This window comes from Nitrosomonas sp. (genome assembly GCF_022842015.1).
Lineage (GTDB): Bacteria > Pseudomonadota > Gammaproteobacteria > Burkholderiales > Nitrosomonadaceae > Nitrosomonas.
On the sequence record NZ_JALHQJ010000027.1, the window covers coordinates 1 to 19,243 of the forward strand.

Annotated in this window: 18 protein-coding genes; 8 read left to right on the plus strand and 10 right to left on the minus strand. The window is 46.2% G+C overall.

The window, feature by feature from the left end; all coding sequences use genetic code 11:
- Nucleotides 1–103: 103 nt before the first annotated feature.
- Nucleotides 104–736, minus strand: coding sequence for a hypothetical protein (locus tag Q0C11_RS06635; protein ID WP_293006780.1), 633 nt, complete (start codon nt 734–736; stop codon nt 104–106).
- Between the two features lie 59 nt (nt 737–795).
- Nucleotides 796–2,019, minus strand: a complete 1,224-nt coding sequence (locus Q0C11_RS06640; RefSeq protein WP_293006781.1) for an NnrS family protein — start codon at nt 2,017–2,019, stop codon at nt 796–798.
- A gap of 127 nt (nt 2,020–2,146) precedes the next feature.
- Between Q0C11_RS06640 and Q0C11_RS06645 the strand changes: the two genes are divergently transcribed.
- Genes Q0C11_RS06645 through scpB form a run of 6 tightly spaced genes read left to right on the plus strand, consistent with a single transcriptional unit; the run spans nt 2,147 to nt 7,016 of the window.
- Nucleotides 2,147–3,007, plus strand: coding sequence for a 3',5'-nucleoside bisphosphate phosphatase (locus Q0C11_RS06645; RefSeq protein ID WP_293006782.1), 861 nt, complete (start codon nt 2,147–2,149; stop codon nt 3,005–3,007).
- A gap of 44 nt (nt 3,008–3,051) precedes the next feature.
- Entirely contained in the window at nt 3,052–3,684 is a 633-nt protein-coding gene (locus Q0C11_RS06650) for an L-threonylcarbamoyladenylate synthase (RefSeq protein ID WP_293006783.1), read from the plus strand.
- Complete coding sequence (locus Q0C11_RS06655; RefSeq protein WP_293006784.1) at nt 3,677–4,342, plus strand: site-2 protease family protein; 666 nt, start codon at nt 3,677–3,679, stop codon at nt 4,340–4,342. Before Q0C11_RS06650 ends, Q0C11_RS06655 begins: the two co-directional genes overlap by 8 nt.
- Before the next feature lie 26 nt (nt 4,343–4,368).
- Entirely contained in the window at nt 4,369–5,571 is a 1,203-nt protein-coding gene (locus tag Q0C11_RS06660) for a tryptophan--tRNA ligase (RefSeq protein ID WP_293006785.1), read from the plus strand.
- Nucleotides 5,572–5,608: 37 nt separating this feature from the next.
- The gene (locus tag Q0C11_RS06665) at nt 5,609–6,424 is read left to right on the plus strand and encodes a ScpA family protein (protein WP_293006786.1); all 816 of its coding nucleotides are present in this window, start codon (nt 5,609–5,611) and stop codon (nt 6,422–6,424) included.
- Nucleotides 6,390–7,016 (plus strand): SMC-Scp complex subunit ScpB, encoded by a 627-nt coding sequence (gene scpB / locus Q0C11_RS06670; RefSeq protein WP_293006787.1) that lies wholly within the window; start codon nt 6,390–6,392, stop codon nt 7,014–7,016. The genes Q0C11_RS06665 and scpB overlap by 35 nt, the downstream gene beginning before the upstream one ends.
- A gap of 73 nt (nt 7,017–7,089) precedes the next feature.
- Here the strand turns inward: scpB and Q0C11_RS06675 are convergent, their stop codons facing one another.
- The 4 genes from Q0C11_RS06675 to Q0C11_RS06690 form a co-directional block, all read right to left on the minus strand.
- A complete protein-coding gene (locus Q0C11_RS06675; RefSeq protein WP_293006788.1) occupies nt 7,090–8,796 on the minus strand; it encodes a hypothetical protein in 1,707 nt (568 codons plus the stop codon).
- Between the two features lie 587 nt (nt 8,797–9,383).
- The gene (locus Q0C11_RS06680; RefSeq protein ID WP_293006789.1) at nt 9,384–9,722 is read right to left on the minus strand and encodes a YdbL family protein; all 339 of its coding nucleotides are present in this window, start codon (nt 9,720–9,722) and stop codon (nt 9,384–9,386) included.
- A 26-nt stretch (nt 9,723–9,748) separates the two neighbouring features.
- Complete coding sequence (locus Q0C11_RS06685) at nt 9,749–9,964, minus strand: YnbE family lipoprotein (protein ID WP_293006790.1); 216 nt, start codon at nt 9,962–9,964, stop codon at nt 9,749–9,751.
- Nucleotides 9,965–10,032: 68 nt separating this feature from the next.
- A complete protein-coding gene (locus Q0C11_RS06690) occupies nt 10,033–12,498 on the minus strand; it encodes a YdbH domain-containing protein (protein WP_293006791.1) in 2,466 nt (821 codons plus the stop codon).
- A 270-nt stretch (nt 12,499–12,768) separates the two neighbouring features.
- Here Q0C11_RS06690 and Q0C11_RS06695 point away from each other — a divergent pair, with 270 nt between their 5' ends.
- On the plus strand, nt 12,769–13,473 hold the full coding sequence (locus Q0C11_RS06695; protein WP_293006792.1) for a hypothetical protein: 705 nt from the start codon (nt 12,769–12,771) through the stop codon (nt 13,471–13,473).
- A gap of 453 nt (nt 13,474–13,926) precedes the next feature.
- On the plus strand, nt 13,927–14,262 hold the full coding sequence (locus Q0C11_RS06700) for a hypothetical protein (protein ID WP_293006793.1): 336 nt from the start codon (nt 13,927–13,929) through the stop codon (nt 14,260–14,262).
- Between the two features lie 338 nt (nt 14,263–14,600).
- Here the strand turns inward: Q0C11_RS06700 and Q0C11_RS06705 are convergent, their stop codons facing one another.
- From Q0C11_RS06705 to Q0C11_RS06720, 4 genes are all read right to left on the minus strand, one after another.
- Nucleotides 14,601–16,307 carry an ABC transporter ATP-binding protein gene (locus tag Q0C11_RS06705; RefSeq protein WP_293006794.1) on the minus strand — a complete coding sequence of 569 codons (1,707 nt, stop codon included), beginning with the start codon at nt 16,305–16,307 and terminating at the stop codon, nt 14,601–14,603.
- A gap of 50 nt (nt 16,308–16,357) precedes the next feature.
- Complete coding sequence (lolD, locus tag Q0C11_RS06710; protein WP_293006795.1) at nt 16,358–17,047, minus strand: lipoprotein-releasing ABC transporter ATP-binding protein LolD; 690 nt, start codon at nt 17,045–17,047, stop codon at nt 16,358–16,360.
- The gene (locus Q0C11_RS06715; protein WP_293006796.1) at nt 17,040–18,287 is read right to left on the minus strand and encodes a lipoprotein-releasing ABC transporter permease subunit; all 1,248 of its coding nucleotides are present in this window, start codon (nt 18,285–18,287) and stop codon (nt 17,040–17,042) included. The genes lolD and Q0C11_RS06715 overlap by 8 nt, the downstream gene beginning before the upstream one ends.
- A 106-nt stretch (nt 18,288–18,393) precedes the next feature.
- Entirely contained in the window at nt 18,394–19,113 is a 720-nt protein-coding gene (locus Q0C11_RS06720) for a Crp/Fnr family transcriptional regulator (protein ID WP_293006797.1), read from the minus strand.
- Between the last annotated feature and the right edge of the window lie 130 nt (nt 19,114–19,243).

The window sequence follows — 19,243 nt, forward strand, 5'->3', positions numbered from 1 at the left end:
TTGCAGAAAATTCTCACAAAATTGCACAAAGAATGAACATTCCGGATAAAAAAACAGATCTGGAAGATAACCGAAATGCTCGCAGCTTTTTAAAAACGAGAATTCAGACTGAAAGTGCCTGGTTTTTCAACGGCCTGTTAGATATTTCTATGGCCACGATTCCGCGATGCCTGGAACCAACCTCCTTATCAAATATCTTTTGTAACTGCTTAGAAGCTTTTCGGACATTGCTCTCGATCTTATCAAGGGTTGTTACGCGCTTACATTCAACCCATATTTTCTTTTCTGCAATCTGGATTCCAGTATCTGATCCTGTGTCAAGAATGGCTTCCATTCCTTTCTCAGGACGGTTTGTCTTTGCGGCAACGATAGCTTCAAAAAGAAAATTTCTGGCGCGTGTTGATTCCGGTGTTTCATCTGCCGCATAGATGGGTCCATTTACTCCATCTTGCAATTTGTCGACGATAGATACAATTCGGTTAGGTGCCACATCCCGAAAGGCTTTGTGAATATTCACGAAATCATAGACTTCAAACACTGAATTGAGGAAATCTGGGCCTTTCTGCCTCCATTCTTCAATGGATGCAGTTCTGTATGCATCCTTCCAGTAACGAATGATCCTTTCGTAATGAGATATTCTTCCTGGATTCAGTTTTATGCCGAGATCATCCATCCATTGAACTGCAGCCGAATACTGCTTAAAAATGGCTTCGTTAGACTCAGTAGATATAGCCATACAATATGCAACTATACTTGTATAGTGGAATGCGTTGTGCGATAAGTATCCGGTTTCAACTATCCTGGTTTTCCGTCCACCCGTTGCCGCCAATAAATCGGCGCGTACTTGGCAGTCCAAAGCCCAAAACAGGCCAACCAGACAAGCGCGGCCAAGACATAGAGTATCGGTGCGATCATCGGCACGACTTCACTCAGAATTCTTATCACAGCGGTTGCTTGAAAGCCTAAAAAAAGCACCCAGGTTAATCGATCCAGCTCCAACGGACGTCCCGAATGTCCGATGGTGACGCGCGAGGCCATCGCCAGGATCATGCTGGCAAAAAAGCCAATGCCCAGTGCATGCAATGGCGCAAGGCCAAGTACCATGTTGCCGGACAGCATATATGTCAAGCTTTGCACCCCATACAACAGCATGGACACACCCAGCCAGGCGAAGGAGAAATGCAGCACCGCCAACAAACTCACGCTAAAGCTGCGCAGAAATCCCCAACGGTAAGACAAATAGAGTGCGCAAGCGGCCAGCGGGAAGTCAGCGATCCATAGGTAGGCGGATAATTCCAACCATTGCAGGCTGCCGTGTGCTGCAATACAGGCGAGCATCAGCCACAGCATCCAGTACGGACGAACCATTTCATAATTATCCAGCACGCGGCTGGAGAAAAAAGGAATCATACGGTGCGAAACGGTCAGCACGATCGGCAGCAGGAAGAACCAGATTCCGGCGTGACGCGAAAAATTAAGCACAACCGGATTTTCGGTCACTAGCCAGACTAGATACGCCGCCACGCCCAGCCAGCCCATCAGCAGCGCGATGCTGGCTACACTGGCATGACGTTTGTCCTGTGCAGTTGTCGTCAGCAGAATGCGAAACAACACATAAATTGCAATGCCCCAGCCGACCAACATCAATTCGACACCGGCGATACTGATCACTTTGTGCGTCAACAAACCGACATAAAATAGCACCACGCCTGCCGCCATTAACACACACGTAGCGACATATTCGTGCGGCTTTACTTTGTCGCCGTTCATCCAACTGGGGTAGGTGGTAAACAGAAAACCAAAAATAAAGAAGGGGAAAAAACCATAGACCATCAGAAATGCATGCGCCCAGGTCGGCGCAATACTCCAGTGGGTCATTGATCCGGCGATGCCATAACGACCGGTCAGGTCAAATACCCACCACAACACGGTCAGAACGCCTTGCGATGCGCCCGCTAAAAACAAGCTGCGATGCGGCGCAGCGGATAGATGGTCGCGGATAGCCAATAGTCTATTCATTTGGGTTCCTTGTAAAATGATTTTCCTTTCAGGGTTCTAACTATCTCTTTCATTATCCTACGCAATTATTTCTCTTCAATGCGGTTATTTGCTATCATGCGTGTTCTGCGTTGCTACGAATTGCCTCATGCTTAACATTGATCTGCATTGTCATTCCAACATTTCTGATGGCGTTTTACCACCGGCTCAACTGGTTGAGCGCGCCGCTATGCGCGGCGTTGAAATACTGGCGTTAACCGATCACGACGACATCTCTGGACTGGCAGAAGCACGGCAGATGGCCGAATCGAAAAGTATAACATTTATAGATGGTGTGGAAATCTCCGTGAGCTGGCGCGGCCGCACCTTGCATATTATCGGATTGAACATTGATCCGACCTATGCACCGCTGATCGAAGGTTTGGCAGTCATACGCGCGGGGCGCGCGCAACGCGCCGAAAATATCGCTCTTGAGCTGGAAAAAATCGGCATTCAAGGTAGCCTGGAAGGCGCTTATGCGCATGTTGGCGAGCGGCGCTTGATCGGGCGTACGCATTTTGCTCGCTTTTTAGTTCAGCAGGGTTATGCCAAGGACGTAAAATCCGTGTTTAAGAAATATCTGGTGAAAGGCAAGCCAGGCTATACCTCCCACGAATGGGCCTCGCTCAGCGATGCTGTGAGCTGGATTCGCAATAGTGGTGGTCATGCGGTGATCGCACACCCAGCGCGTTATGGTTTAGGTAAGAATGTCTTGAATGATCTGCTTGATGAGTTCTGCGCGCTGGGCGGATCCGGCCTTGAAGTAGTCACGTCAAGCCACACACCCGAGCAAATGCGACATTTTGCACACCACGCACAAAATAGAAATCTGCTGGCTTCGTGCGGCTCCGATTTTCATGGTCCTGGTGAGAGCTATTTTGATTTGGGGCAGTTACCGGAATTTCCACACGGCTGTACGCCCGTCTGGCACCATTGGAAAAACAACATCGCAGCCGAACTCACTAATTAGCACATTGACTACTTAACTTAACCTAATCCTGATATCTTTTTACTGTGGCTCAATTCTTTTCAATTCACGCGGATACACCGCATGCACGTCTGATCAAGCAAGCCGTTGCTATTGTCCAAAAGGGCGGAATTATTGTATACCCCACGGATTCCTGTTATGCCTTGGGCTGCCATCTGGGCGACAAAGACGCGATGACACGCATCCGCACCATTCGGCAAGTAGATGAACGCCATCATTTCACGCTGGTGTGCCGCAATCTGACGGAAATTTCCGCCTACGCCAAAGTGGATAATAGCCAGTATCGATTGCTTAAAGCCACTACACCGGGCAGTTACACGTTTATTTTACAGGCAACCCGGGAAGTACCAAGGCGCATGCAGCATCCGAAACGCAACACCATCGGCTTACGCATTCCCGATCATCCGGTGGTACTGGCATTATTGGAGGAACTCGGCGAACCGCTGCTAAGCTCAACGCTAATTCTGCCAGGAGACGAATATCCGCTGAATGATGCCGAAGAAATCCGCGAACGACTGGAACATCAAGTTGAATTAGTTATGGATGCTGGTTCATGCGGCATAGACATGACCACGGTGATTGATTTAACCACTGATGTGCCTGCATTGGTACGTCAGGGAAGAGGTTGTCTTGATCCATTTGGAATCGAACATGGATGAAATTATCCGTGGTATTGCCATTTATGCGCTTCCCGTTATTTTTGCCATCACCCTGCATGAAGCCGCACATGGTTATATCGCCAAGCATTTCGGCGACTTTACCGCATACAACGAAGGGCGTATCAGTCTCAACCCAGTACGGCATATCGATCTTGTGGGCACGATACTGGTTCCTTTATCATTATTCATTCTAAGTAAATTAACCATCGGTGCGGGTTTTTTATTTGGCTGGGCCAAACCGGTGCCGGTTAATTTTTCCAACTTGCGCCAACCCAAACGCGATATGCTCTGGGTAGCCGCTGCGGGGCCCGGCGCCAATTTACTGATGGCGTTTTTCTGGGCCTTGATGATCAAACTGGCCATTATTTCGCCTGACAGTAGTTTTGCAAAACCGCTGGCGCTGATGGGAATTGCAGGAATTGAAATCAATGTTATCCTGATGGTACTCAATCTGTTGCCGCTACCGCCTTTGGATGGAGGTCGAATGGCAGTGAGCTTGTTGCCGCATCAATTGGCTTACCAGTTTTCCCGGATTGAACCTTATGGCTTTATGATACTGCTGGTATTGTTATTCAGTGGTGCGCTGGGCGCGGTGATTGGCCCCGTGATTACATGGGCTAAAATCATGATCGTATCAATTTTCGGATTATATATTTAATAACGTTTTACATTTGGAAAATCAACATGTTTGCTGATCGCGTTTTATCAGGCATGCGCCCCACCGGTAGCCTGCACTTGGGACATTATCATGGAGTTTTGAAAAATTGGGTAAAGCTGCAGCGGCAGCACGAATGTTTGTTCTTCGTTGCCGATTGGCATGCCTTGACGACCCATTATGATTCACCTGAAATCATCGAACAGAATGTCTGGGATATGGTAGTTGACTGGCTGGCTGCGGGTGTTGATCCATCGCAGGCGATATTATTCATTCAATCCAAGGTTCCTGCTCACGCCGAACTGTATTTACTGCTGTCGATGATGACACCGCTGGGCTGGCTGGAACGCGTGCCCACCTATAAAGATCAACAGGAAAAACTATCTGAGAAAGACCTCAGCACCTTTGGCTTTCTGGGCTACCCGTTACTGCAAAGCGCGGATATTCTGATTTATCGTGCCAATCTGGTTCCCGTCGGAGAAGATCAAGCACCGCATTTGGAATTTACGCGCGAAATTTCCCGACGTTTTAATCACATCTACGGCAAAGAACTCGGCTTTGAAGAAAAAGCGGAGCAGGCCGTTAAGAAACTGGGCTCGAAAAAATCCAAGCTGTATACTGAGTTGCGTACGCTATATCAGGAACAGGGCGATGAGTACGCGCTGGAAAAAGCCAAGTCATTACTGAACGAGCAGCAGAATCTAAGTCTGGGTGATCGTGAACGGCTATATGGCTACCTGGAAGGCGGCGGCAAAATGATTCTATCCGAACCGGAAACATTGCTGACTGAAGCTCCCAGAATGCCGGGACTGGATGGTCAGAAAATGTCCAAATCCTATAACAACACCATCAGTCTGCGCGAAGATCCGGAAAACATTCGCAAGAAAATTCGTACCATGCCAACCGATCCGGCACGGGTACGGCGCAGCGATCCGGGTGATCCGGCTAAATGCCCGGTGTGGCAATTCCATCTTGTTTATTCCGATGACGCCACACGCGAATGGGTACAACAGGGTTGCAAAAATGCGGGAATTGGTTGCCTAGATTGCAAAACACCTGTGATCGACAAGATTCTAGCTGAACAGGAGCCGATGTTAGAACGTATCAAAAAATACGAAGAAGACCCGACTCTGGTACGCAACATCATTGCAGACGGTTGTGAAAAGGCCAACAAGCTGGCGGAAGAAACTATGCGCGATGTCCGTGCAGCGATGGGACTCAGTTATTCATAAATTTACGGCGCACAGACGAGACTGATCTTATTGTTCAATGAACGACAATTCAGTAATCGAAACCAATGAAACACAACCGGTCGCCAGAATCTGTGGCGAACCGTTGCTGGAAATTCCACAGGATTTGTATATCCCGCCCGATGCATTGGAAGTCTTCCTGGACACCTTTCAAGGCCCGCTGGACTTACTGCTGTATCTGATTCGCAAGCATAATCTGAATATTCTGGACATTCCGGTGGCGGAGTTAACGCAGCAATATATGACTTATGTTGAAATGATGCGCGTGGACCAACTGGAACTGGCAGCCGAATATCTCCTGATGACCGCATTGCTGATTGAAATCAAGTCACGCATGCTGCTACCTAATCCCAAAATAGAAACGGAAGAAGAACATGATCCGCGCGCTGAACTGGTGCGGCGTTTGCTTGAATACGAGCAAATGAAACATGCTGCAACCCGAATAAATGAACTGCCACAAGCCGGGCGCGACTTCGGCGTAATTCAGATATGGGTTGAACAACAAGCTGCGGTACAGTTACCCAATATCGACATGGATGATTTACGGAATGCCTGGATGGCTATTCTAACGCGCGCCAAAATCAATCGTCACCATCAAATTAAACGTGAAACGCTTTCGGTCAGGGCTTATATGACCCAAGTGCTGCGTGACCTGCGTGGACGTGATCTGGTAGAATTTTACGATTTATTCGCTCCCACGGCCACGGTTGCAGAAGTCGTTGTCACCTTCCTGGCTGTTTTGGAATTGGTCAAGGAATTGTTGCTGGAAATTTCTCAATCGCTTGATTCCGGGATTATTTATGTCCGCTCCATTGACGCAGCTCAATCAGCTTGATACATCGGATACACTGAGTCCTGAAAAAACCCAGCGAATTCTGGAAGCTGCCTTACTGACAACTTCAGAGCCTCTGCCCATCAACGAATTGCGTAAATTATTCAACCTGGAATTAAGCGCCACCGTATTATCGAAATTACTGGAAGAAATTCGCGAGAAATGGCGTGATAGTGGCGTGGAGCTGGTCTCTGTCGCCAGCGGTTGGCGCTTTCAAACCAAAGCGGACATACAACCGTATCTGGAGCGTTTGACGCCGCCCAAAGCACCGCGCTATTCACGCGCAGTTCTGGAAACGCTCGCCATCATCGCCTACCGTCAGCCGGTAACTCGCGGTGATATCGAAGAAATTCGTGGCGTTAGCGTTTCCGGATCGGTGCTTAAGGCACTCACAACACGCGGTTGGATCGAATCAATCGGACACCGTAACGTGCCTGGGAAACCCGCGCTGTTTGCTACCACACAACACTTCCTTAACGATCTGAATCTGCGTTCGCTGGAAGAACTTCCGCCACTGGAAGAGATGAAATCCTTAATTGATTCCAACGATAAAAACCCAGACTTGCCTTTTGAAGTTCCCGAGGAACACAACTAGTTCAGTCAAGAATGATTTAGCCTTACTCTAATTTCAATCAACTCAGACAGAAATACTGTTTGCTGCCTTAAAACTATGGATTGAGTTGCTGCTGTACCTGAGAATTGCGTTCACTTAGCGCCTTAAATCCTTCGCCCTGATGCACCGTCAGTTGAGTAAATGGAATAACCCAGCCTTCCCGGTTACAAACTTCAACACAAGTTTTCTGAATCAGACGATTAATCGTAAAATACGAATTGGCTGCCTCACCTTTGCAGTTGACAACAATCAGATAATCCAGGGAGTTCGTATTGGCTTCCTTAAATTCGACCAGCAAGCTGACAACCTTGTCGCCAAATTCCGCTTGCGCAAGCGCATGCTCCAGCGCCTCGCGCAAACGAGTCGGCACTGTATCCAAACACTGCGCCTGATGCTGATAATCAATGCCGAATGTAACGACCACAACAAATCCCTGCCGAGATAGATTGAGCAGGCCCAGACGGAAAAACTCAGCAGCAGGAAATTGCACCAGACTACCCTTCATCTGCAATTGCACCAGCTCCAAGGTTTGCTCTAATACTTCGCCGAAACGGCCGTCCGGCAACATTACGAATTCGCCTGGACGACAGGGAAACCAAGGCTCCTCAATGTCCGGACGCGACACCATATCGTCCAACACGCCTAATGGCAACCGGACGATTCCTTTTAGATCAGGATTGCGCAGTAACGAATGTACATTGATCGATCTAACCTGCATCGGCAAGCCATTATAGATTACTCTTTCACCAACTCTAACCGGCCCGATATCCAGCAATAACCTAGCCTCATTGATATAGCGCGGCAGAATATGCCGGAGGCTCAGCGCAACCGCGATTAATAAAATAATTGCCAATGTCAGCAGCAAAAAATCATTGGTCAGATAAAATGTAATCAGGATTGCCAGTATCACTAGTAATCCGCTCAAAATGCGATAAGCGTATTCCGCTAATCGCACATGCATACTGTTGCGGTTACTGGGAGAAACCAGTTTTTTCTGATATAGCCACAGTAACCCGCGCATCAGCAGCCAGGCACTAAGCGCGGCCAAGATGGCGATTGTCAGCGTAAACCCACGACCCTGCACAAAGTCAATTACCCCGGTTTTTAGACCCTGCCACCAATCTTTATTGCTATCTTCCAGACTGCTCAGCTGAAAGCGGGCAATTTCGAGATCTTGCTCATTATCGACTTGTCGCTGCAACCATTTTTTGGTAACAGATTCAAACTTTTCTTTAGTCGCCTCAGCCATGGCATTTGGTTTGAACTGCTCCATTGAGTTTAGCGCCAACTCGATTAAAGCACCTTGCTCCTGCAATAGACTGATGTCGCTACGCAGCTTTTCAATTTTTCGTGGCTTCTCGGTTAAATCTTTAAGCGCATCAATGATCGGTTTAGTCGCCAAAATCAGCTCTTCTTTCCAATCAAACGGCTGCATTGGTGCATCCGAAAATGGATCCAGATCTAGGCCGCCAATAATAATCTGCTCAAATGACTGGTTCAACTGCTTGATAACTGTTTTGAGTTCATCAATCCGCTGCTTCAAATCCTTCTGCTCATCTTCTTGGTTAGCTTGAGCCAGTTGCTGTTTCAATGCTGCCAGTTGCTTGCGTTTTTCTTGTAGGGATTGGCTAATATCAGCCAATTGATCTGCGGGTTCTTTGCGACGGACTTCATTATTAGCGATTGAATTACTAACAGCTGAGCCATTTATTTGAGGTTTAACCTGCGGTATAGCTTGCGCATGTAGCGCTGTCCCGGGCAAACCGAAGCTCAACAGCAGTATTATTGGAAATATACGAGAAATAAAAAAATAGAAAATAAAAATAAGCAAAACCTCTCTTGATTAGCTAATTGATTTAAAACAATTTAAAAGGACCTCTAATAATTCAATTTTGAAAAACTGGTGCTGATAATTTTCAATGACTTACATTTATCAATTTTATGAAAAAACCATTTCTAGAGGTTCCCTTAAATTGATACTGATGCCTGGCTTGCTTCTCGCAAGATGTCCGCCTTGAAATTCATTATAACGTTGCAGAGTATCAGGAGCAAACGGCGTACAGCGAACAAGTCACACTGATGTGTGCTGTCTAAATGGAGTCCATTGGTTTAAGCAGCGAGTAGATTTGCATTACTCAATAGCAAACAAAAAGAGTTTATTAAATATGTATTAAGCAAGTATATTGAAACTGGTGTGGAATAACTTGATCAGGAAAAACTACCAATATTGCTGACCAATAAATATCACTCATTAGAAGATGCAAAAGACATTTTAGTGTGACACCGCCAATATCTGTTCGTTGTTTAATAAACAACCCTGTGGCAAGGTCACGGGGAATCGCAAGTTGCTTATTTCTGTCTCCATTGCCCGCTAATTTGAATCCAGGTTCCAGCCGGAACTTTCTGGATAATTTCCTCAGCGTAAACTTTCCCTACCTGATTAGCGTCAATGCCTTGTGCAGCAGCTTTTTCCTGGTAAATTGCTCTGCGCTTGGCATTTATCGCATCGGCCTCTGCCTGGGCACTAGGCTCCCTGGCGATGACATAGCCAGTACTGCTTTCACCAATTGCACCTGAGGCGCGCAGATTTTCCAAATTGTCGGCCCATGCCGGAATTGCATAGAGTATTAACGCCAAAAGAATGATCCCAGAAATTCTTGGTAAAGGTTTTTTTGAAATACGCAGCATAATGTTTTCTCCTTTCTCGTTTGCTATTAGAAGATGTCGGGATTGGCGGCTATGTCTTTTTTGGCTTCTTCTTCAAGCTTTACCCGGATATCAGCATCCAGCTTGATATTTAGGTTTATCGTGATCGGTTCCTTGGGGGTTTCCACTTTGACCGTCGGGGCACAAGATGCTATTACCAAACAGTAAAAAATCAAGATTACTGGAATAATTATAGCGTTTGTCATTCGTTCAATTCTACACATGATCGCACTCCTCTTCTCCGATAATGAGCATTACAGCGCTCTGTGTCTGCAATTTAGCGCAACCTAACTTAATGCAATCTGAATGAGCCACGCAAAATTTCATGGGATAAACTATAGCCATAATTAATCTTTTCCAGGATTTTGTCTATATCTGTTTCAAGCCGAATGTTCAAACGAAAATCCTGCCCCTCCATAACCTTAGGATTATTCCCTAATAAAGAAAGCTTGGCTACCAAATCATCTGCAACCGATTTGTCGAGATTCAGTGATAGCTCAGTGTAATGGAAGTCCTGCATAGCTTGCAGTAATAAATTCATTTCTTCTCCGGCGGAAGCAAGCAATTGTGAAGCTTTTTGGGATTGAAAATGTAGGATTCCTGGTGCCTTGGCAGCAAGATGGCCATTTTTTATCGTTAATTGATCATCTTCTATTGTCAGTGGGATCTGACCATCAAGATGTCCGCTTCCCGCAAGTCCATCGACTTTGATCAGGTTGAAAAATGATTCCAGATCGATATTACTGATACGTATCAGCATATCGGAGTGTTTGGCCGTGGGATCAATGATCACGGGTGCCACCGATACCTTGCCATTCATCATGGAGAATTGTGCTTTCTCAAGCGCAACTTGGGGGGGAACTGTATCCAGAATATGATAGGAAATCAATAAATTTTCCAATGGAATTCCGAAGTCAATCTGTCCTACCGTAATTTTTTGCCCTGGCAAACTGCTTGGGGTTAGCAAATTATCCAAATTTAGCATGATATTCAGATTTTTTATTTTTGTAGTTTCACGCGCAAACGAAATATTGCGCATCTCAAATGTTCCGCGACTACTGTGCACACCTGTTGTGGACCATTTTAATTGAGCAATTGCACTGACTTGTCCGCTGACGTTATCCAACTGTGCTAGCACGGGGAAAAGCGCACTGGGTTGCAAACTGCCAGGTAAAAAGTTTAACGGAATAACCTCCGCCTTGAGCATTCCGTTACCACCCTTCAACACATGCGTGCCTTTGATTTTTAAAAACTGCGAACTAGAAACGCCGCCAGTAATTCCTAGCGCATACTCTGCCGATTCTCCCTGTTTGGCTTTGTTTCTGATGTCGCCGGTAATGGATAGCGTTGTAAATAGAGGCTCTGGAGCCAGATGCTGTAGTTGGCCGATGGTAAAATCAGCGGCATTAACAATTTCACTATCATTCAAATATAAAGTGGCTGAGATATCCTTAAACTGTATCTGAGATTGCGGCAGATTAAAGGAGGCTTTACTAATAGCCAACTGTCCTTGATAGTTTCCGTCGACATCCATTTTTCCCGTTGCAGTTATTTTTCCTGGGTGAATGTTTACCTCAATTTCAGGTGACACATCGCGTATAGCCAGCAAGGTCAGGTTGGCGGGTATCACGGTAATATCGTGTTTAAGTATCATGCCTTGATGGCTTTTTGTTAGTTCCAAATCGGCCAGAGGAATTGAGAAGCCAGGAGGAGTCCGGAGACGCAGGGGATATTCGGTATCGATCTTTCCCAATGAGATCTGCCCAGTATTACGTAATCCGATGTGCCAATTGTCCGGACTGAACTGAATTTGCATCGGCAAAGCAGCCGATAACTGCTGAATTTTTACAGGCCCAGCCATCAGTTTTCCTCCATCAATACCTAGATCAAGTTCTCCATTCCAGGAATCCGCTAGTCCGCGAATGCTTCCTTTTACAGTAATGTGATCAATGGTTGCATCGCGCAATGCCAATGCAGCCGGGCTCTCACCTATTTGCTCCGGCACTGGTTTTTCTAACTTCTTTTCCGATAGCTGAATACCCGATAACGTGAATTCAGTCTGGAGATGCTGCAACTGCAACGCTGCAACTGTAAAAGCGGTTTCACCTGAGAAACTCGAGATCTTAGCTTCGGAGATGTTCAGCATGCCATCCGAAATAGCAAGCTTGCCTTGTATATTCCCCTGCATATCCAGGGTTGCGACCAGCTCACCCTTGGCTTGAGCAAGCAAGCCGGAGATCATGGTGCTGAAATGTATCAACTGAGTACCTGGATGGTCTTGCGCGATGCTGCCTGACAAAGCAATCGTCACATCGCCCGCCGCAGAATGCAGGCGAATTGCCGAATCCTTCAGTGAAAGTGCGGGTAGCCACGGTATGCTGATAGTCTTACCGGGTGCCGTAGTCATGAGCTGCATGGAGTCCAACGAAGAACGTTCCGCGCTCAAATCGAGTGTCACTTGCAGACCGTTAATTTCAACCGATACCGATTTTCCGGAGAGCAGATCACTGAATTGCCAAGTCACCAGAATTTTATCCACATGCAATTCGTTTTTGTTACCTGCTGTCAGGCCATGCAAGCGGAATGTGTTGAGAGAAATATCAAGAAGCGCAACAGATTGCAACGGAAAACCTTGCTTGCGCAACTGATCGTCGATGAGCATTTCCAACAGGGGATTACGCAATGCATAAAGTCCCATCCCAGCAAAAATGATGAGACTTAATAGAACCAGTAATCCAGTTTTTAATGGTTTTACCATTGAGTTTATCGAAGCTGTTTGTAATAGTTCATTTTATTTCTAGACAGGCTTATGAATTTAAAGTAGGTCTAAACTTAACAATTCAAATCTTACAGAGTAGAGATTATCACGCCGGCATTTAAAACAAAATTCGGTTTCTTTAAACGGAAATAAATGGCACTATTAAACTCAAGTACCTCACTTGGTAGTTTCTCTTATAATTTAGCACTGCTGAGCAGCAAGATAATTAAGAATTGGTCATGCGGCATTTACAGGACTATTAGGTGAATAATGTCTTTAGCAGCCAAGAAAAAGTCTCACCCGTCTCTAGTTATCGTGATCTTTGGACCGTCAGGATCGGGAAAATCGACGCTCATGGAACTGTTGATGCGATCGGGTAAGCAATACTCGCTGCACTTCAAGGGAAGCGATCGTCCACCTCGCCAGTTCGACGGCATCGAGATCCGTTGCGTCGATCGCATTGAATCCACAGAGTATGACTATATCTATCAATCATATAGCTTTCACTATGGAATTCAGCGATCGCAAATTGATGCGGCCATCGCAGAAAATCACCATCATTTCATAATCTGCAACAACCTTGAAGTAATTCGCGCGCTCAAACACGACTATCCGGATCGTGTGCGCGTGGTCTTTCTTGACTTCGATGCACCCAGTGAAGCGCTGCACGCAATTCAGGAAGCTCGAAAAATACATTACAACGAAATTAAGCTGAGATTGGCAAAAACAGAAGCCCTCTACAAGATTTTTTTACGGGAAAGAGAGCTTTTCGATGACGTGCTTTACAATCGTTATGGCAACAAACCCGAGACGTTGCGTTACAAGATCGAACAAATTCTTGAACACCTTGATGTGCCAATTACGGTACGTTCACCCATTGCTGTTAAGCGGCTCGACCAGCTCACCAGGGAAATTGACACTCGGCTATCGACCTATCTAAATGCTCATCCAGAAGAACCACTAAATAATGCATAGTCCCACATATGGGTACAAGAAAACAGGGTATCAGAAAATCAACAGCTTAAATTCCGGCCAATTCCATCTCCCTTGATTAGCCATAGATACTAATTCTAGGGGCTTTCCAGGGATAAATAACCACATACAAAACTTTCATAGGAAAGGCAGCGTGCCGTCACTCTATGCTGGAAAATGACTATATAGAGCTCTGTTCCATACTCTTTGTCAAAAACTAAACCGTAAAAGTGACTTGTTTTTTTCATCGTTTGTGAGTTTCATCACATTGACTTTTTAGAATCTTCATTATCCTAATGATCTAAGGATGCTCTGAATAAGTTGATTATATTTATGGTTCGACTGCTTTGCAGGAAACATAATCGGTGAGTCACCGTTCGTTTCACGCCTGTCGAGAAACTTAGCCAGAATTTCCCCAAAACACACGTAAAGAAATATTGTTATTGGAGAAAAGTCATGAATACAAAAAAGACCGATATGCGTTTGCTAGTATTGGCAGTGATGACGTTGTTCATTATTTCACCCATAGTGGCCAAAGAAAAGGCAACCGACCCAAAGAATAAAGCTTTTTATAGTCAGTTGTCCTGCAAAGCTTCAGCTCAAGCAGTTGCGGCGCTTGCAGCATCGCTCGAAAATAAAGGCATATCTCGATTGGACATTAACAGAACGATTATCGAAGCATTACAAGGTACCTCTCTCAGTCCCGATGGGCCACGCTGGGAATGCTGCAAAGCATGCGTAGAGAATGATCTTCCAAATGACTCTGCAGCCTGTCAATGTTGCGATGGATAAGGCAGCTTTCCAACTGCTAAAGCCACTCCCTCTGCTACTTACAAAACAACGAATAGACAACCTTGCGGCAAAACCACGGGGGAGTGGCGAGTTGAAAATTAACGGGGATCAAAAGTAGAATTTTCTTGTGATTTATAAACAGGAAATTCTGCAATGAAAAAAACGAATTCAGTGATAACCAGATCATGGCAATTCTTATGACAATGCGCTTGGCTGGGACTATCAATGTTATGTTCTTCACTGCCTTATCCAGAGTTCTTCTAATACTCCATGGCCTTGCCACGGAATTGTTTATTACCTGAATCAGGTTTTGATCGTATAGATTTCATTGCTGCACCCTAATGACCTTGCGGTCCATGCGATAACGGCTCTGCCACTCCATTCGAAAGTATAAAAACTCGATCCGCTGCGTTAATAACCGCTGGCTGATGCGAAACAGCAATAATGGTCAGACTCTTAGCCAGTCTCTGTAACGTCTCGCAGATAGTGCGTTCGCTTTCTGGGTCTAATGCACTGGTAGGTTCATCAAGAATTAGGAAAGACGGGCTATGCGCCAACGCTCGCGCAATCGCGACACGTTGCCGCTGTCCTCCGGAAAGTAAGCCGCCACGCTCACCGACAACCGTTTGCAACCCTTCCGGCAATGCGTTAACAAAATCCCAAGCGCCAGCCTGACGGAGCGCCTGCTCTGCGTCATCAACTGTCAATGTGGGTTCTCCAACCAGAATGTTATTCATGACAGTATCGTGCAATAAGATCGTATCTTGCGAGACATAGCCAATCATGTGACGCCATTGACGCAGATTAATATCATGCAAAGACGTATTGTCAATTAGAACTTCACCGGATTGTGGTTCGGTCAATCCACATAACAAATCCAGCAAAGTGCTTTTACCGGCACCAGATGGTCCCATAACCGCCGTAAATGAGTTGACTGGTATTTCAATATTCAAATCTTCGAAAATGGTTTTCTGTCCATAATGAAATTTCACATGCTGCAAGGCAATTCCTTTCTGCAGTGTAGGTTGTATTGTCCCGGTCGATCTTTCTGCCGCTGCACGTGCAGTTTCAGCTGCTTTGCGTAGTGCCCAGTAAGCACTCTCTTGCGCTGCGAGTTGCTGATGTCTGCGTTGTGTCTTATTCAATAATCCCAAAATGCGGGTCAGCAAAAACACCATCAACATCACTTCCGGTAGCGATAATTCCCACATCACCAGCGCAATGTACAAACCGCTAGCAGTCAATGCAGCAAGAATAGGTTCCTGCAATGCGGTCAGAGCTGCTCGATTCATGACCTCCTTACGCGTCGCTTTTTCCAGATGTTGCGTCTGTTCATGTAAAATGGCGTCGGCCACATTATCGCGCGCCATGGCTTTTAGCGATTTCACTGAGCTGAGTACATCGGACAAATACGTAAGCAGGTTGCGTAACAAATGGGTTTGTTTCGTGCCCGCCCGACGGGTTGCACTGACTAAGCGATTCAACGCAATCAATAAAAACAAACCGATGACTAATGAAGCCAGCGTCGCTTCCCATGAGATGAATAGCGCTACAATTGCATATACCATCACTTGAATGGCCAGTGCCAGAACGTTCACACTGTGCTCAAAGCCATTCGCAGCACGGTAGGCTTCGGTTGCAATTGAGTTTGCTAGAGATCCGACAGGTTGCCGCAAATAATACGCCCAGCGACTGGCTAACAAAGCTTCAATCAGATCCAATCGTAACGCTGTGGCGACATGCGCAACAGTGTAGCCTACTTGGCGATTCGCCAGCAACAGCACCAATCCCTTGAAAAACATGCCGCCGACGATAATGATCAGAATCGTATCCAACGTGGGTTCAATACCGATATCTTGCAGTGCTGTTTCCATGAATTGACCGATTCCGGAGCCTGATCCACCCGAATCGCCAACAGCTATCGATAACAAGGGCAACAATGCGGTTAGACTCAATCCTTCAGCGATACCCGCAATCAATAGTGCGAACAGAACAAATGCACTGCGCCGGGGAAAAACCATAATATACGTGAATAAAGTACGCATAAGCCGATTATGAGAAAGGATCAGAAAATAATGATTCGCTTACATAGATATCAGACATTCGGTACATCGCATAAAACTCCATCAATCAGTTGCTGGATGCGCTGCGCGCGATTGGCCAGACTTGTATCATGGGTGACGATGATCAGGCTGGCATTGATTTTACGATTCAACTCCAACATCAATTCAAATACATGCTCAGCTGTTTTCCGGTCAAGATTTCCTGTAGGTTCATCAGCCAGAATACAAGCTGGCTGCGTAACCAAGGCACGCGCAACAGCGGCACGTTGGCGCTCACCGCCGGATAATTCACCGGGTGTATGTGTCAAGCGATGACTCAAACCGACCAGCTGTAACATTTCAGCTGCGCGATCATAGGCTTCCTGACTCGGCAAGCGACGAATCAGCAGTGGCATCGCCACATTCTCCAAGGCACTGAACTCCATCAGCAAATGATGAAATTGATAGACAAAACCAAGCGAGCCGTTGCGTAACCGGCATCGTTCCTCTTCGTTAATCCGGGCGATATCTTGTCCGAGAATCTGAATGCTCCCGCTGGTCGGCGCATCCAACCCGCCAAGCACATGCAGCAAAGTGCTTTTACCAGATCCTGACGCACCGACAATCGCCAGCATTTCTCCTTTGACCAAATCCAGATTAACCCCTTTTAATACCGGAACGGCTAATTCTCCTTGCGAAAACTGCTTGACCAGATTGCGGCAGGAAAGAACTACATCATTCATAGCGCAATGCCTCCGCCGGGTTCACTTTGGATGCGCGATAACTGGGGTAAATCGTTGCCAGCAAACTGAGAACGAATGAGGTTACGGCGACGGTTGTTATATCCGTCATCTGCGGATCAGTTGGAATCGTACTGATGTAGTAAATTTCCCGCGACAGGAATTGAACATTAAACAAACCTTCAATAAATGCGACCACTTCGCCCACATTATAAGCTAACAGCATACCACCGGCCACACCCAGGACAGTACCAAAGACCCCAATAAATGTTCCCTGGACGATAAATATCTTCATAATGCTGCGTGGGCTTGCGCCGAGTGTGCGTAAGATCGCGATATCAGATTCTTTATCAGTCACCGCCATCACTAATGTGGAAACAATATTGAACGCTGCGACCGCGATGATTAATGCCAGAATTAACGACAACATGCGCTTTTCAATTTGGATCGCGCGGAAATAATTGGCATGCTGTCTGGTCCAGTCGCTGATATAGCTATCAATCGTCAACATCGCAGGTAACTCTTGTACCACTTGGGGTGCTTGAAACAAATCCTTCAGTTTCAAACGCACGCCGGATACCTCATCGTTCTCCATACGGTACAGTTTTTGCGCATCGAACATGTGAATCAAAACTAATCCGGAATCATATTCAAAATGCCCTACCTCAAAGATTCCAACCACAGTAAATTGTTTTAAGCGCGGCAGAATACCCGCAGGCGTGACTTGCCCTTGTGGTGAGATCAGCACAATTTTATCGCCGATGAAGGTGCCCATCGTACGCGCCAATTCCATACCGATCACGATGCCGAATTCCCCCGGCACTAGATGACTCAACTCACCACTTACCATTGTTTTGGAAAAATCAGCCACATGATCCTCCATTGCTGGCAATATGCCGCGCACTAGAACACCCTGCACTACTTGATTATGTGACAGCATGCCTTGCGCACTGACATAGGGTGCAGCGGCTTCCACTGCTGGATGCTTGGCTGCTTCTTCTGCCGTTTGCTGCCAATGACTCAAGTTACCTTGAAAACTACCAATCTGGACATGCGAAGCAACACCCAAAATTCGTGAACGCACTTCTTTCTGGAAACCGTTCATTACCGACATTACGGTAATCAACGCCGTCATCCCCAGCGTGATACCCATCAGGGAAATTAAAGAAATAAATGAAATGAAATGATTGCGTTTTTTGGCGCGCGTATAGCGCAAGCCAATGAAAAGTTCATAGGGAGACACGAATAATAGTACCCGTTATAAGTTTAACCACGAAGTTTGCCACATTTACATGCAGCTTAACAAAATAATCAGGGTTTGTGATTAGGATTTATACTGCAAGAATTCGTCAAAAGCTGCCACGTGCCTCATTGACCATCTCAGTGAGCTTTGCAATATCCAGCACATGCAAATCATGCCCTTGACGCAATATCAGTTTACTTCTGATTAACATGTTCAGTTCGCGTGATACGGCTTCCCGGTGCGTGCTAACCAGATTAGCGATTTCGGTTTGAGTCGGTGCCGGAGAAATAACCGCAACATTTGCAGAGACCTTGTGATTTCTTGCCAAGCGCAACAATTCTACCTGTATACGGTTACGTACCGCCAACGTACTATAGTCATAGACACGTTCGGTCAGGCGACGCACTTGCCCGGTTAGGCGTTTTAGAATGATCTCTGCGATCTGGCGATTGCCATAAACCAGATCCTGGAAATCGGATGCAGGCATTGATGCCAACAATACACTGCCCCTCGCAATTGCGGTAGCCGAACGGGGATGACCATCAATTGCTGTCAATTCACCAAACATTTCACCCGTTGGCAAATCGCACAAGATAACTTCCTGCCCCGATAAGCTGTGATACATGACACGGATTTCACCCTGTATAATAAAGAAAGCACTGTTGGTATGATCGTGATAGCGCACAATCTCATTTCCCGCCTCATATCGATGCCACTGACAAACAGCCGCAACCATTTCGATATCTTGCGGCGAAAGACATCGAAATTCCTTGATCACAGACAGCATAGCGGTTGTACGGTCAACTGGAATGTTTCGTGTAGTCATCCTTATCGTCTTGCAAATAGCTTTATTTCACCGGATTCGATCATTCTCTATGACTTAACTTGCCCTTGAAATGAGTAATGATATATCAATTATAGATTGATACACCGTTTTGCAAGGAAATAGGATGCCG